The organism is Methyloversatilis sp. (assembly GCF_965284615.1).
In the GTDB taxonomy this organism is placed as follows: domain Bacteria; phylum Pseudomonadota; class Gammaproteobacteria; order Burkholderiales; family Rhodocyclaceae; genus Methyloversatilis.
The window spans coordinates 1,614,766-1,630,459 of sequence record NZ_OZ260098.1 but is presented as its reverse complement, the minus strand read 5'-3'; the positions used below and the strand labels follow the sequence as shown (position 1 = coordinate 1,630,459).

The 15,694-nt window shown below is 63.9% G+C and carries 13 protein-coding genes; 4 read left to right on the top strand and 9 right to left on the bottom strand.

Annotation, left to right across the window (positions count from 1 at the left end):
- Positions 1-2 precede the first annotated feature (2 nt).
- From ACQ66H_RS07890 to ACQ66H_RS07860, 7 genes are all read right to left on the bottom strand, one after another.
- A complete protein-coding gene (locus tag ACQ66H_RS07890) occupies positions 3-866 on the bottom strand; it encodes an ABC transporter ATP-binding protein (protein ID WP_304027149.1) in 864 nt (287 codons plus the stop codon).
- On the bottom strand, positions 866-2,218 hold the full coding sequence (locus ACQ66H_RS07885) for an ABC transporter permease subunit (RefSeq protein WP_019918790.1): 1,353 nt from the start codon (positions 2,216-2,218) through the stop codon (positions 866-868). Before ACQ66H_RS07885 ends, ACQ66H_RS07890 begins: the two co-directional genes overlap by 1 nt.
- A 55-nt stretch (positions 2,219-2,273) precedes the next feature.
- The gene (locus tag ACQ66H_RS07880; protein WP_430433536.1) at positions 2,274-3,413 is read right to left on the bottom strand and encodes an ABC transporter substrate-binding protein; all 1,140 of its coding nucleotides are present in this window, start codon (positions 3,411-3,413) and stop codon (positions 2,274-2,276) included.
- A gap of 123 nt (positions 3,414-3,536) precedes the next feature.
- On the bottom strand, positions 3,537-4,262 hold the full coding sequence (locus tag ACQ66H_RS07875) for a cyclic nucleotide-binding domain-containing protein (protein WP_430433535.1): 726 nt from the start codon (positions 4,260-4,262) through the stop codon (positions 3,537-3,539).
- 10 nt (positions 4,263-4,272) lie between these two features.
- A complete protein-coding gene (locus tag ACQ66H_RS07870; RefSeq protein ID WP_430433534.1) occupies positions 4,273-5,313 on the bottom strand; it encodes a 2Fe-2S iron-sulfur cluster-binding protein in 1,041 nt (346 codons plus the stop codon).
- Positions 5,314-5,332: 19 nt separating this feature from the next.
- A complete protein-coding gene (locus ACQ66H_RS07865) occupies positions 5,333-5,794 on the bottom strand; it encodes an aromatic-ring-hydroxylating dioxygenase subunit beta (RefSeq protein ID WP_024300526.1) in 462 nt (153 codons plus the stop codon).
- 35 nt (positions 5,795-5,829) lie between these two features.
- Positions 5,830-7,035, bottom strand: coding sequence for an aromatic ring-hydroxylating oxygenase subunit alpha (locus ACQ66H_RS07860; RefSeq protein ID WP_430433533.1), 1,206 nt, complete (start codon positions 7,033-7,035; stop codon positions 5,830-5,832).
- 547 nt (positions 7,036-7,582) lie between these two features.
- Between ACQ66H_RS07860 and ACQ66H_RS07855 the strand changes: the two genes are divergently transcribed.
- From ACQ66H_RS07855 to ACQ66H_RS07840, 4 genes are read left to right on the top strand one after another with little or no spacing between them, the layout of a single operon-like run.
- The gene (locus tag ACQ66H_RS07855; protein WP_430435609.1) at positions 7,583-9,316 is read left to right on the top strand and encodes a SulP family inorganic anion transporter; all 1,734 of its coding nucleotides are present in this window, start codon (positions 7,583-7,585) and stop codon (positions 9,314-9,316) included.
- Between the two features lie 45 nt (positions 9,317-9,361).
- Positions 9,362-12,268, top strand: a complete 2,907-nt coding sequence (locus tag ACQ66H_RS07850) for a molybdopterin oxidoreductase family protein (RefSeq protein ID WP_430433532.1) — start codon at positions 9,362-9,364, stop codon at positions 12,266-12,268.
- Positions 12,269-12,323: 55 nt separating this feature from the next.
- Positions 12,324-13,055 (top strand): 4Fe-4S dicluster domain-containing protein, encoded by a 732-nt coding sequence (locus ACQ66H_RS07845; RefSeq protein ID WP_430433531.1) that lies wholly within the window; start codon positions 12,324-12,326, stop codon positions 13,053-13,055.
- 30 nt (positions 13,056-13,085) lie between these two features.
- Positions 13,086-14,027, top strand: a complete 942-nt coding sequence (locus ACQ66H_RS07840) for a dimethyl sulfoxide reductase anchor subunit family protein (RefSeq protein ID WP_430433530.1) — start codon at positions 13,086-13,088, stop codon at positions 14,025-14,027.
- Positions 14,028-14,335: 308 nt separating this feature from the next.
- Here the strand turns inward: ACQ66H_RS07840 and ACQ66H_RS07835 are convergent, their stop codons facing one another.
- A complete protein-coding gene (locus tag ACQ66H_RS07835; RefSeq protein ID WP_430433529.1) occupies positions 14,336-15,073 on the bottom strand; it encodes a sulfite exporter TauE/SafE family protein in 738 nt (245 codons plus the stop codon).
- A gap of 50 nt (positions 15,074-15,123) precedes the next feature.
- Positions 15,124-15,582 (bottom strand): Crp/Fnr family transcriptional regulator, encoded by a 459-nt coding sequence (locus ACQ66H_RS07830; protein ID WP_020164161.1) that lies wholly within the window; start codon positions 15,580-15,582, stop codon positions 15,124-15,126.
- Between the last annotated feature and the right edge of the window lie 112 nt (positions 15,583-15,694).

Sequence of the window (15,694 nt, the reverse complement as noted above, 5' to 3'; positions counted from 1 at the left end):
GCTCAGCCCTCCTTCTCGCCGGAGGCGAAGGATTTGCGCGCCTCTTCATGCACGACCGACGAGGTTTCCTCGAGCAGTTCGCGGAAACGCGGACTGGTGAGCACGCTGTAGTCGCGCGGATGCGGTATGTCAACCTCGAGCACTTTCTTCGGGCGACATGGCCGTGTCGTCATGATCACCAGCTTGTGGCCAAGGAAGATCGCCTCTTCCAGGTCGTGGGTAATGAAGAAAATCGTGACCTTGTTCTTGTAGTAGATCTCGAGCAGCGACTCGTGCATCACCGAACGGGTCAGCGAGTCGAGCGCCCGGTAGGGCTCGTCGAACAGCAGCACCTTGGGGTCGTTCATCAGCGCGCGCACGATCTCGACCCGCCGCCGCAGCCCCGACGAAACCTCGCCCGGGTAGTTGTGCTCGGTGCCGCTGAGGCCGGCATCGGCCATCATGCTGCGCGCCTTCTCGATGATCTCCTTCTTGCTCAGCTTGCCCTGCATCATCGGGCCGAAGGCGACGTTCTCGAGATTCGTCTTCCACGGAAACAGGGCGCCGTTCTGGAACACCACGATGCGGTCGGCACCCGGGTCCGCCCTCGGCTTGCCAGGACCGCAGAGCATCTCGCCATCCATGTAGATGGCGCCCGACGTGATGTCGTGGAAGCCGGCGATCGCGTTCAGCAGCGACGTCTTCCCGCAGCCGGATGGTCCGACGATCATGCAGATCTCGCCTGCCTTGATGTCCAGCGTGCAGTGATCGACCGCCATGACCGCGGCCCCCTCCGGGTCGTAGATCTTGACCACGTCGTCGATGCGGATCGCCCCGTAGCGCGCCTCGTTGCCCTGCGTACGTACCTTCTCAAGCACAGCACTCATCACCGACCTCCCAGAGCCATTTCACGCAGACGCCACTGCATCATGTAGTTGCCGGCAACCCGGACCATCGCGCTCGTCGTGTAACCGACGATGCCGAGCGTCACCATGCCGATGATGATGGTGGGGTATCTGACCATCGTGTAGGACGTGTTGATCACGTAGCCCAGTCCGTACTGCCCGGACACCATCTCCCCGGCCACCAGCGAGAACCACGCAACCCCAACCGAGATCTGCAGTCCGGTGAACACATAGGGCATGGACCCCGGCACGATCACTTCCTTGAACACCTGCCAGCGGTTCGCGCCGAGACAGGCTGCGGCGCGCGTGTAGGACTCGTCGATCGACTCGACGCCCAGCATCGTGTTGAGTGCGGTCGCAAAGAAGGACGCGAGGAAGGTGAGGAAGATGACTGGCGTCTCGCTGCCGGAGAACATGATGATTGCCAGCGGCACCCACGCGAGGATGGGGATAGGGCGAAGCAGCTCGAACACCGGGAACACGTACTCGCGGAAGCTGCGCGACCAGCCCAGGAACAGACCCAGCGGCACGCCGAGCGCGGTCGCCAGCAGGAAGGCAATGGCGACGCGCCGTATGCTCACCCATATGTGCTGGTAGTACTCAGCGGTGTAGATGGACATGCCATAGACCGGATCCTCGGCGAACCACTCCTTCACCACCGTAGTCAGGCCGGGCAAATCCTCGAAGCGCGGCAGCTTGAGCACTTCCACCGTCAGGTACCAGAAGCCCAGCATCAGCGCGAAACCCACCATCATCAGGTAGGGGTCGGGGCTCCTGAGCCACTCGCCGGCGCGGTACATGGTCAGCGTCCACGCCGAGGCCGTTTGCGGTTCCGCCTGATTCGAGGCGGGTGTACGCGTATCCCCCACCTTGGACAGCGTCGTGGGCACGCGCCCGGACACGGACGGCGGCAGGTAGTACTGCTGGCTGATGAGCTGGGAAAAGCTCTTCAGCGCCGCCTCGCCGAAATTGACGTCCTTGCGCAGAAGCTCCAGCAGGCGGGTGCCGTCGATCTTCAGGACTTCGGCCGCCTCGATGCAGGCGACGTCGGCAAGCCGCACCTTCTCGCCCTCGAGTATCGCCGCCCAGCCGAAGACGTCCCCGACCTGCAGTTCCTTCTCATGCACACGCGCTTTGATTTCCGGATCTATCCGGTGCGCCACCCGGCCCGACACGAGTACGTAGACCTCTTCGGCCGGCTGCCCGGCCCCGTAGATGACCTCACCCGCCTTGAAGACCTCATGTCTCGAGATCTCGGCAATGCCGTCCAGCGTTTCCGGCGACACGACCTGGAAGGGCAAGGTCCGCTTAAGCAAGCGTTCGACTTGTTCCATGTTCCCTCGCATTCAACGTGTGACGCGTCCGCCCCATGCGAACGCGTTCCTCAGCTCAGTTACCCTTGTAAGCGGATTCCGGCAGCGCCTTGACCGCACCGATCGGCGAGGTCAGTCCGCGCTCCTTCAGGACGGCCTGGGTGAACTCGGGCATCACGGCTTCCGGGCGAAGCTTGTCGACGTTGATGCTCTTGATGGCGAACAGGAAGGCGGTGGCATCGGTGATGAGTGCCTGCACCTCGGGCGTGATCGTGAAGGGAAGCAGCAGGCGCTGATCGACACCACCCGCGCTGTCCGGATAGCGCAGGAACATCGATGACCAGAGCGCTCGCTCGGTAAAGCCAGTGGTCTGCTCCATCGCCATGCGGGCGATTTCCTGCGCGTTGGCGGGGTCAGCGAGGAACAGTTGGGCATCGAGCTCCGCGTTCAGCCAGGCTTTGACCACGTCCGGACGGGTGCGGATGAGGTCCTCGCGCATGGTGAGAAAGCCACCGTCACTTTCGTCCACTGTCGTTCCGGACGCGACGCGCTTCGCCAGGCCTTCCTGTACCAGGCGGGACGCCGTCGGCTCCCACACCACCGCAGCGTCCAGCTTGCCGGCGCGGAAGCCGCTGGTGATGACTTCAATGTTCTGGTTCAGATAGGCGCCCGGAGTGATGCTCTCCTTCTTGAAGGTCTCCTGCGCGAAGCGGTCGGTGCAGCTGCCCTTGGGCACCGCCACGTTCTTGCCGTTGAGCCACTTCAGCGCTTCCTTGGAGGATGCGAAGTTCGGGGCGTCCTTGCGAGCGAGAAAGATGTTGCACTGGTCCTTGCCGAGGCCGAGCGCCGCGACGATGCGGATGTCGGCGACCTGCTGCTTGGTCGTCGATACGATGCCCGGCATGTCGCCGACGTAACCGATGTGCTGCTTGCCTGCGAGCATCGCATTGACAACGACCGCACCCTGCAGACCGACCGCGAAGTTGACCTTCGAGCCCTTGGGCAGGTACTTCTCGTAGAACTTCTTGCCGCGCATGACGACACCCGACCACGACTCCGTGTAGTAGGGCTGGTAGCCCACCACCAGCTTCACCGGTTCGCCCACCTTGCCGAAGTTGATGTCGCCGGCCTGCGCGACGCCACCTGTCAGCGCACACGCCGCCGCTGCGAGCAGCGTCAACACCATCCTGCATACCCGATTCCTGAGATTACCCATGGCAAACTCTCCTCCTGATTGTTGGTATGGACATCGAAGTCTCCGCACTGCCACATCACTGCATCTGCATACCCTCGCCCCCGTTCCTTCCGGACACGTCGGGACCGTCTATCCGGTCCGGCACTAACTGTTCTGGGGTCCTGTCGTATGGCGCGCGACCAGCGTCGCCAGCCGTCGCATCACCATCAGCCCCGAGGTCGGATCGGCTTCCAGCGCATCCAGCATCGCTTCGCCGTTCAATCGCAACAGCACCGAGTCCTCATGGCAGACGGCGCGGGCAATGCGGCGGGGATGCTGCTCCAGCAGAGCCGCCCAGCCGAACACTTCGCCCTTGCGCAACATGAAGCCCGCCAGCCGCGTGCGGTCGTCGCGCCCTATCGTGAATTCCACGCGCCCCGACTCGAGCACGTAGAGGTCGTCGGCTGGATCATCGACCTCGTAGATCACCGTTCCCGCCGAGAGCTGCTCCCGTCGGGCCAGCGCTTCCAGGCGCTCGAGCGAAGCAGCGGAGACGTCCTTCAACATGTCCACTGCCTTGAGCGCACTCGACTGCAGTACGAAGATCTCGCCCTCGCTGACCTCCACCTCGTACTTCTCGAGCGGCGCCTCCGCCAGGCCGACGGCTTCGCCGGTCCCGATGTCCCACTGCCACAGATGCTGGTGACAGGTGAGCAACTGGCCGTCGAAGTACCCTTCGTCGAGGCACACGTCCTGGTGTGGACACAGCCCCTGATATGCATGGAAGCACTCGCCGGCATTCACCACGAGGATCTTCATGCCCTCGATGTCGTAGCTCTTCATCCCGTTGTCAGGGACGTCCGACGCACTGCAGATTCGCTGTTTTTGCATACCGGCGGTCCTAGCTGAATTTGTCGTACCGGATGTTGTCCGCGGTAACGCGCGACAGCAGCAGCATCCGGATCGAGGCATCGACCGCCGGCGGCGGCCCAGCAAGATAGGCAATGACGTTGCCCAGGCGTCCCACCATGTGCCGCTTGGCCACCTCGTGAACGAAGCCGCGATCGAAGCGGATCAGCGGGTAATCGTTCACCAGCGAGGTCGGCGGGTCCTCGTCGCTCAAGGCGACGGTGACGGCGAGTCCCTCGCCACAGACACGACGCAGGCGCGTGAACTCGTCGAGAAAGTACACATCGCGAGACGTACGGACGCCGAAGAACACGTCGCCCGCGTGCCGACTGAAGTACTCATCCTGCTCGGCGCGCGAAAGGATGGACATGACGCCGGCGATGCCGCTGCCGCCAGCGATGCACAGCAAATCGCGTCCAAGGCTGGGGTAGAAGGTTGCGTGCCCCAGCGGGCCGAACAGCGACACGCGGGTACCGACGCGCGACGAGGCGTCGAACAGCCAGTTCGAGAGCACGCCGTCCGGCTTGCGCCGGACGACGAAGCGCAGGGTGCGCGCATGGCGATCGAAATTGACCATCGACCAGCCGCGCATGCCTTCGACCTCGTCGACACCGAGCAGCACGAACTGGCCGGCGTCGAATTCCACCGGTGCGTCCGTTTCGACATCGATCAGCATCACGTCGTGCGTGAGCATCCCGGTCGAGGCGATACGCCCGGTGCCTGCGCAAGGCACGCAGGAGCCGGTATCCATCATCTGTACGAAGGCGGGTACCTCGGCCACGACATCGGTCCGGGCCACGCACTGACACATCAGGAACTCGTCGGCCGACTTCAGGCTCTTGCGCCCGGGCGCATCAGGCCAGGCGTCGTCGATGTCGCCGGACACCCGCTTCGCCTTGCAGGTGCCACAGGTTCCACTGGCACATTCGTAGGGAAGTGCGATGCCCCGCGCCAGACCGCCGTGCAGGATCTTCTCGCCCGGTGAAGCTTCGAACAGATGCGTGCGGTTTCGTGCGTTGACCTGGATTTTCATGTCGTGTCCCCGGCCGAGGTCAGAACGGAATGTGATAGCCGTAGCCGAGCAGCCGCGTATCGAGGCGCACGTTCCGACTGCGCAGCGCCGGGCCGTCATGGCCCAGCGTCACCGTGTCGTACAGCTTGCCCACCGCGAACAGTTCGGTCTCGCCACCATCGAGCGTGGTGCGGAACACCTCGATCGTGCTGGTGACGCTGGCCTCTTCGGCCGCTTCATCGATGTCCACCAGGCAGACATTGATGTGGCGACTGATCGGCGACTTGTCGCTGTTGTGCCGATGCAGGTTCTCGAACAACGACTTCATTCCGGCCTTGTCATGTTCCAGCCACGTCATGTCCTTGCGGATCTCGGGGCTGTATGCGGTGATGCGGTACTGGTAATCCGGCGCACACAGGTCGAGATAGCCCTTGAAATCGCGCTCGTCCATGATCAGACCGGATCTGTGGATGAGTTCGGTAATGGCGGTTCTGGTATCCACGCTTGCCCTCTCGTATCGGTTCGGTTGATCAGGAGTCACTTCGCCGCAACGGCCTGCTCGCCGTACGGGTCATAGGCCTTGCGTCCCATGCGGCGGCTCCATTCGGCGTAGAAGTGACGCATCCCGCCCTCGTCATGGATGGTCATGTTCTCCTCGCGCCCATGGATCACCCAACGACTGTCCGTACGCTCACGCATCGCAAGTCCCTGGCCGTGGACGCCAAGCAGGTCCTCGTGCAGGTTGCGGCCGAACGGCCCCCAGATCATGTTGTGGTCACGGATGCGCTCGGCGCGTTGCTCAGGCGTATCGCTCTTGAGTCCGAGCCCGCGGAACTCGATCAGCAGCTTGTTCGGGCCGAGCGGGATGGCGGTGTCCATGCGCAGCACCGAGGTGCGCAGGTTGTAGGTCATGCCGGGGAAGATATCGATGAGCACCCAGCCGCCCGGCGCCAGGCCAGGCCAGCCCACGCCGCGCGCCTTGCTGCCCTCGTAGGCGTCGTACTTGATCGCCATCGAGCCGACCGACGCGTGTCCGTTCGGATAGCCGGTGTACTTCCGGTCGAAGTAGCCCGGCTGGATCATGCCGGTGATGCGATTGAAGTAATGCATGTAGTCGTGATAGAACTCGCTGTTCGTGTCGTGCCACAGCTTGTAGTTCGTATTCACAACCGCCTTGTGGTAGTGGAACACCTCGAGCGGCTGGTCCAGATGCTCGTCGAGCATTCCCATCGCCTCGCCGATGTATTCCTTCAGGGTGCAGCTCTCGTCATCGACGTTCACCCACACGAAGCCGCCGAAGCCCAGTTCGGTCTTCACCTCGCGCAGCCCTGCATCCTTGCAGCCAAAGCGGTCCTGATAGCCCTCTTTGCCGCGGGAGATGTCGATGCAGTCGCCTGTCGCGTTGAACGACCACGCATGGAAGATGCAGGTAATGCGCTTGGCGTTTCCGACCGGCTCGTAGAGCAGCGTGTTGCCGCGATGCGGACAGATGTTGTAGAAGGTCCGCACCTTCATGTCCTCACCGCGGATCACGATGAGCGGCGGCCCGCCGGGATGGCTGAACGTGCGGTAATCGTAGGCGTTCGGAATCTCCGACTCGTGGCAGGCAATGATCCAGCACTTGTTGAAGATCTTGCGCTGCTCGTCGAGAAAGATGTCCTCCTCGGTATAGATGCGCGTATCGACATAGTGAGATTCAGGGAAGCTCGGCGTCTGCTTCCACTCCACTGCGTTGCGAGACATGTGAGGTCCTTTCCGGTACGTAACGAGGTGATGTCGTACAGCTGCTCGGATCGACGGTAATGCGCCGATAACCCGACTTAGCAGAAGGCGTGCCCGCCGCTGAGAGCCAAGCGGGCCACTGCGCCAGAACCGTTGCTGCGCAAGCCTTCTGCGCACGCCACAGCCGCCCGCCTTGAGTGCGGCACCGCGACCTCGACGCCGCGCCGACCGCGTGAGCGGTTTCCTCGTGAAACACCGCAACGTTTCCTCAGGAAACATCACCTCAGCGCCCGCGCACAGCGGCGAGTGGCGCCGCCACACGCATCGGCTGCCAGCCCGCTCCGCAATCCCTTCCGTACGGCCTTGATGCGGCGCCGCGCAGGCGTTTGCGCCGCCTGCGCGCGCGTGCCGTGGCACTGAACTTGCGTAAGGGGTCGGCCATGCGCACCGACAAGTCATCGCACTTCACCGCCTCACTCAACTGCCGGCGCGCACTCTCACCACGGAAGCCCGACGCTTGAATCCACTGTCCAATCGCGTGTACAGAACGGGTCTGTCATTGCTGCCAATGCGGCGCTGGTGGCCGATGGTCAATCGGGCATCGCTGCGCAGCGATGCCATGGCAGGCCTGAGCGGAACCATCATCCTGCTGCCGCAGGCGGTGGCCTATGCCCACATCGCCGGCATGCCGCCCGAGTACGGTCTCTACGCCGCAATCATTCCGGTCATCTTTGCAGCGCTGTTCGGCTCGTCCAGGCATCTGGTATCCGGTCCGACCGCGGCGCTTTCCATCGTGGTGTTCTCGACCATCAGCCCGCTGGCCGAGCCGGGCAGCGCGACCTATATCGCCTACGTCCTGACGCTCACCTTCATGGTCGGCCTGATGCAGCTCGCGCTCGCCTTCGCGCGCATGGGCATGCTGGTCAACTTCATCTCGCACAGCGTGGTCATCGGCTTCACGGCAGGCGCGGCCGTGCTGATCGCGGTCAGCCAGCTGAAGAACTTCTTCGGTCTGCACTACGGCTCAGGCGGGGAGTTCTTCGGCACGCTGTCCCGCTTTGCGGCAGCAGCGGGTGACATCAACTGGCAGGTGGCGGGGGTAGGCGCGATGACGCTCGCAGCCGGGATACTCACTAAGCGTCACTTGCCCCGCGTGCCCTACATGATCGTGGCCATGGTTGTCGGCAGCGTTTACGCGCTCGCCGTGAAAGCGGCGCTCGGCCACGATGCAGGCATCGAGACGGTGTCGGAGATTCCACGCAGCCTGCCGCCGCTTTCCGCGCCAATGCTGTCCATGGAGGTGCTCCACCAGCTCGGCGCGATCGCGCTCGCCGTTACCCTGCTGTCGCTGACCGAGGCGCTGTCCATCGCGCGCGCCGTGGGCGCCAAGTCGGGCCAGCACATTGATGGCAATCAGGAGTTCTTCGGCCAGGGGCTGGCCAATGTGGCCGGAAGTTTCTTCTCGGGTTACGTGTCGAGCGGCTCGTTCACACGCAGCGGCATCAACTACGAGGCCGGCGCGGTCACGCCGCTGTCGTCGGTGTTCTCGGCCTGCTTCCTTGTTCTGACCTTGCTGTTCTTCGTGCCTTTGGCGCGTTACCTGCCGATCGCATCGATGGCGGCCATCCTGTTCATGGTCGCCTACGCGCTGATCGACGTGAAGCACATCCGGGCCGTCATGCGCACCAGCCGGCGCGAGTCCGCAGTGCTGTTCGCAACGCTCGCCTCCACGCTCGTGTTCCAGCTCGAGTTCGCAATCTACGCCGGCGTCATTCTCTCTCTGGTGCTTTACCTGGAGCGCACCGCACGACCCGGCATACGCGCCGCCGTACCGGCGCCCGGCGAGGGTCAGTACCACTTCGTTCCGCAGCGCGACGAGCCGGATTGTCCGCAGCTGAAGATGGAGTTCATCGACGGCGAACTGTATTTCGGCGCCATCGATCACGTGAAGCGCCATCTCCATCAGCTGGAGGAAGTCCATCCGGAACAGCGCCATCTGCTCGTGCTGGCCCCCGGTATCAACTTCATCGACGCATCCGGTGCCGACCTGCTCGCCGAGGAGGCACGCCGGCGGCGCGCGCGCGGAGGCGGACTTTACTTCCATCGGCTGAACGAGCAGGCACGCAGCACGCTTGAGCGCGGCGGCCAGCTCGACGACATCGGACGGGACAGGCTCTTCGCGATCGGCGACGACGTGATCGGCACGCTCTATCCGCACTTCGATCTGCAGGTCTGCGCGAACTGCCGGAATCGCATCTTCAGGCAATGCAAGGAATGGCTACCCGATGGCAGCCCCCGCTGACCGCTGCCACGCGCCAAGTACGTCAATCACCACCATGGAGTCACGATGAGCACAGTCCGTCTGTCGAACCCGCATGCCGAGCCGGTGGAGGAACTGGATGTCAAGAAGACCACCTGTTACATGTGCGCCTGTCGTTGCGGCATCCGCGTTCATCTGCGTAACGGCGAAGTGCGCTACATCGACGGTAATCCGGACCATCCGCTGAACCAGGGTGTCATCTGCGCCAAGGGCGCATCCGGCATCATGAAGCAGCAGTCGCCGGCGCGACTGACCCAGCCCCTTATCCGCAGACCCGGTACCGAGCGCGGCGCCGGTGAGTTCGACGAGATCAGCTGGGAGGAAGTTTTCGCGCTGCTCGCCGAGCGCCTGAAGAAGCTGCGCGAAACCGATCCGAAGAAGTTCGCGCTGTTCACCGGTCGTGACCAGATGCAGGCGCTGACCGGCATGTTCGCCAAGCAGTTCGGTACACCGAACTACGCAGCGCACGGCGGCTTCTGCTCGGTCAACATGGCGGCCGGCATGATCTACACGATAGGCGGTTCTTTCTGGGAGTTCGGCGGTCCCGACCTCGAACGCTCGAAGCTGTTCATCATGATCGGCACGGCGGAGGACCACCACTCCAATCCGATGAAGGTGGCGCTGTCGAAATTCAAGCGCAACGGCGGCCGCTTCGTGTCCATCAATCCGGTGCGCACCGGCTATTCGGCGATCGCCGACGAGTGGATACCGATCAAGCCCGGCACCGACGGCGCCCTGCTGCTGGCGCTGTGTCACGAAATCATCGCCAAGGGTCTGTACGACCGGGAGTTCCTGGCGCGTTACACCAACGCCGGCCAGCTGGTGATGCAGAACCCCGACGCCGACGATTTCGGGCTGTTCGCGATGGACCCCGAGGGCGATCCGGTGAACCCGGACTACCCGCACAACAAGTACTGGTGGGACCGCCTGACCGACAAGCTGGTACCGACCCACACGCCTGGCGCCGACCCACGCCTGCGCGGCTGCTATGCGCTGCCGGACGGCACACCGGTGAAACCGGCGTTCCAGCTGCTGCTCGATCGCCTCAAGAGCTACACGCCGGAATGGGCGGAGGGCATCTGCGGCGTTCCAGCGGACACCATCCGCCGGCTGGCGCACGAAATGGGCGTGACGGCCCGTGACCAGAAGATCCACCTGCCGATCTCGTGGACCGACTCGTGGGGCGTCGAACACGACCACGTCACCGGCAATCCGGTGTCCTTCCACGCGATGCGCGGACTGGCCGCACACTCGAACGGATTCCACACGATACGCGCGCTGGCCATCCTGATGTCGCTGCTGGGGACCATCGATCGCCCGGGCGGCTTCCGGCACAAGGCGCCCTTCCCGCGCGCCATTCCGCCGATCGCCAAACCGCCGCGGGGCCCGCATGCGGTCAAGCCCAACAGTCCACTGGATGGCATGCCGCTGGGCTTCCCGGCTGACCCGGCGGATCTGTGCGTCAACGACGAGGGGCGGCCGGTGCGCATCGACAAGGGCTTCTCGTGGGAGTACCCGCTGTCGGCGCACGGGCTGATGCACAACGTGATCACCAACGCCTGGCGCGGCGATCCCTACCCGATCGACACCCTGCTCATCTTCATGGCGAACATGGCGTGGAACTCGACCATGAACACCAGCGAAGTGCGTCAGATGCTGAACGACAAGGGTGAGGACGGCGAGTACCGCATTCCTTTCATCGTGGTCTGCGACGCCTTCCAGTCGGAAATGACGGGATTCGCCGACCTCATCCTGCCCGACACCACCTATCTGGAACGGCACGACGTGATGTCGATACTCGACCGGCCGATCTCCGAGTTCGACGGTCCGGTCAACTCGGTGCGCATTCCGGTGGTGGAGCCCAAGGGGCAGTGCAAGCCCTTCCAGGAAGTGCTGATCGAACTGGGCAGCCGGCTCGGTCTGCCGGCCTTCGTGCGGCCGGACGGCTCGCGCAAGTTCCGCGACTACCCCGACTTCATCGTGAACTACGAAACCGAGCCGGGATCGGGCATCGGCTTCCTCGCCGGCTGGCGCGGCGTTGACGGCCAGAAGGCCATACGCGGCGAGCCGAACCCGAAGCAGTGGGAAATGTATGCGAAGAACAACTGCGTCTTCCATTACGTTCTGCCCGCGTCCTATCAGTACATGCGCAACTGGAACAAGGGCTATATGGAGTGGGCGCAGCGGGTGCGCATGCGGCGTGACGCGGACCCCATCCTGATCCACCTGTACTCCGACGTGATGCAGCGCTTCCGGCTGGCCGCGCAAGGGCGACGGCCGGGTCGCCGGCCGCCGCCGGAACTGCGCGAGCGCGTCGAGAAGTACTTCGACCCGCTGCCCTTCTACTACCCGCCGCTGGAATCGCAGAGCACCGACACCACGCGCTACCCTCTGAACGCGGTGACGCAGCGGCCGATGGCGATGTACCACTCGTGGGATTCGCAGAACGCCTGGCTGCGGCAGATCCACGCCCACAACTACCTTCACGTGAATCCCGCCACCGCACGTGCCGCCGGCATCGGTGACGGTGACTGGATGTGGGTGGAATCGCCCTGGGGCAAGGTGCGCTGCATGTGTCGCTACAGCGAAGCGGTCGAGGCCGGAACCGTCTGGACATGGAATGCGATCGGCAAGGCGAGCAACGCGTGGAACCTCGGGCCCATGGCCAACGAGGCGCGCAAGGGCTTCCTGCTGAACCACCTGATATCGGAAGAACTTCCGATGCAGGGCAGTTCGAGGCGTATGTCGAACTCCGACCCGGTGACCGGACAGGCCGCCTGGTACGACGTGCGCGTGCGCATCTATCGCGCTGGCGACGACGAGCCCAAGGAGAGCTGGCCGCAGTTCGAACCGATGAAGACCCTGCCCGGCGTCACGAAGACACGCCCCGGTGTGCTGACCTACTTCGTCGGCAACTGGAAGAAGCGCTCATGAGCCCCCCGACCCCTACCCTCGCCCACGAACGCGGACTGCGCGCAGGAGACATGCAATGACCCAGCTGGCACTCGTGATCGATCTCAACGTCTGCGTGGGCTGCCAGGCCTGCGTGACGAGCTGCAAGTCGTGGAACACATCGGGCACGGCCGGTTCGCTGGCCGACCTCAATCCCTACGATGAGGACCCGACCGGCACCTTCTTCAACCGGGTGCAGACCTTCGAGGTCGGCAGCTACCCGAATACCGAAACAGTGCACTTCCCCAAGTCGTGCCTGCACTGCGAAGACCCGCCCTGCGTTCCGGTCTGTCCGACCGGCGCCAGCTACAAGCGGGCCGAGGACGGCATCGTGCTGGTCAACTACGACAAGTGCATCGGCTGCAAGTACTGTTCATGGGCCTGTCCTTACGGTGTCCGCGAGCTTGATCCGGAGCGCAAGGAGATGACCAAGTGCACGCTGTGCGTGGACCGCATCTACAACGAGGCGCTGCCCGAGCGCGATCGCAAACCGGCCTGCGTGCTGGCGTGCCCGACCAGCGCACGCATCTTCGGTGACGTACACGACCCGGACTCTTCGGCCTCGAAGGCGATACGCGAGCGCGGCGGTTACCAGCTGATGCCGGAATGGGGCACCGAGCCGTCCAACCACTACTTGCCGCGGCGGAAAACCGAAATGACGATACGGCCAGACGAGATCGTACGTACCGACAATCCGCTGAAAGTCAACGGGCTGAAGCCCATGCCGGACGCCAGCACACCGGCGCTGGACGACGCCGCAAGCTGGTAAGCCGCTCCCCTCACTCAACAGGACGACACGATGAACCCCGCCTTCTCCGTCATTCTGCTCACGACGCTCACCGGCGCCGCTCAGGGCCTCTTCCTTGCACTTTTCGGGTGTGAGCTCGCGCATGCGCTGAACCTGTCCGCCCCGACGCCGGGGCACGACTTCTACGTCGTCGGCGCACTGATCAGTCTTGCGTTGTCGGGCGCCGGGCTGATCGCGTCGTTCTTCCACCTTGGTCGGCCCGAACGGGCATGGCGCAGTGCGGCGATGTGGCGTACCTCCTGGCTGTCCCGCGAGGTCATCGTGCTGCCGGCCTTCATGGCCACGACGGCACTGTACGGGCTCAGCCATGCAATGGACTGGCCCCTGACTCTGGCGACAGGCGCGGTCGGTGCAGTGCTTGCGCTGGCGCTCTTCGTCTGTACCGGCATGATCTACGCATGCCTGAAGTTCCTGCAGGAATGGGCCAGTCCGCTCACCGTGGTCAACTATCTGGTACTGGGCTGCGCCTCCGGTCTGACGCTGGCCAGCGCCTACGCCGCACTCAGCGCCGCCGAACTGATGACGATGATGACGTCGCTGGCCATCGCGCTGACCCTGACCGGTCTGGCCACGCGAAGCGCGTCCCTGTTGCGCAACGCACGACTGCGGCCGCGCTCGTCGCTGCAGACCGCGATCGGCATCCACCATCCGCGCATCGCACAACGTTCACAGGGTCTGATGGGCGGCTCCTTCAACACCCGCGAGTTCTTCCATCACAAGACGCTGCAGTTCCTCCGCTCGGTGAAGTGGACCTTCCTGCTGCTTGCCTTCGTGCTGCCTGTTCTGCTGCTCAGCGCAGGTGCCGCAACCGCATCGGCACCGCTGCTGTGGCTCGCCTTCGCGGTCCAGTACATCGGTCTGCTGGCCGAGCGCTGGTATTTCTTCGCGCAGGCCAATCATCCGCAGAATCTTTACTACCAGACCATCTCCTGACGGTGGGTGGCGGGCTTCGGCCCGCCACCGCCCCTCCTACTGCCCGTAGGCGTCGCTGCGCCGGAGCGCCTGCAGGAACACCAACATCCGGCCATCTCGACGCAGCGCACCACAGCGCACGACGACAGCGCGCGTTGCGGCGAGTGATCGCTCACTTACGGCCAGGACATGAAAAGACCGCGGGGTCGGGCTGCGTCATGCCTCGAGCACGCACTATCGGACTGTCCACACGGAGTGCAGACCCGTCGCCACACTGATGCCGATCCTGATGCCGGGTGCGCGTGACGCGGATGCCCGGCGCAGGCTTCTCAGAAGCCGCCTATCGCCTTGACCAGCAACCCGCCACCGACCGCCAGGCAAAGCACACCGACCCACAAGCGAAGACGCTGCGCGTTGATGGCATGCACGATGCGCGCGCCTATCATCACACCCGCCAGTTCGAACAGCACCAGCGCGCCGGCGAGGCCGAAATCGATGACGCCGAAGCGCAGATTGCCGAGCGTGCCCGACGCGCCAGCCAGTATCTGTATCACCTGACTGGTCCCTATCGTGGTCAGGGGTGCAAAGCCCGCGAGCACCATCATCGGTACCGACAGCGCCGGCCCACCGACACCGGTCAGACCCGATCCAAAGCCGGCCACACCGCCGAGGCCGAAGAGCATGGCGCGCTGCAGGCCGGGATGGCCATGCAGCACGGGACGCCGCGGCTGGCCGCGCGTAGCCAGCGTGTAGACGCCGGCCAGACAGACCACCAGCGCGAGCAGCAGCATCAACAACGACGCATTGAGCAGCGCATTCACCCAAGCTCCCGCGAAGCCGCTGATCAGTGCGCCCGCACATACCGGCACCGTGATGCGCAAGTCGATGCTGCCATGGCGCATGAAGGCGATGGTGCCGACGATGCCGGTGAATACGAAGGTGAACAGCGCGGTGGCCATCGCCGACTGTATGCTCAGGCCGCCGATCAGGTTGAGCGCCGGAATGAGCAGGATGCCGCCCACGCCCACCGCGCCGATCAAGGTGCCGACCACGAGTGCGATCAGCATCAACAACACCATGATGCTCTCCCGATGCGAGCCTTGCGCCGCTTGGGCGTTCAGCCCGCGGCGAACGAAGTGAAAGTGCCCGTGATCAGGAGATTGAGTTGTTTCATGATGCGGTAGCCCATCGTGTGGTCCGCATCCATCAGCATCAGAAGGCGCGTGCCGTCTATCGCCAGCACGCGACAGTCGGTCACGCAGGAAGCGGTGGCGATGCGCCCCTGCGCCTCAGGTACCAGCGCTGCCCAGCCGAATACCTGTCCGCGTTCGAGCACATCGCCCGCCGAGGTATTCCTGCCGCCTACGCCAATGGCGAACCTGACCTTGCCATCGAGCAGCACGTAGAGCGACTTCACCGGATCGCCGATGTTGTAGATCCGGCTGTGCTGCGCCCAGTCCTCGGGGCGCGCGATGAGCGTGATGGCGTGCAACTGCGCATCACTCAGCCCGGTGAAGAACGGCGCCTGCCTGAGAACACTGAAAGGCGTATGCAGCGGACTCGAAACCCCGGTCATGCCAACCTCTCATTCAACCTGTCCGTACAGTGCTATGCACTATCCATACCATGTCCGGACGGCCCTCAGGACGCGCTATCGAACATCGAAATGCATCGCGTGTTTCCAGGAG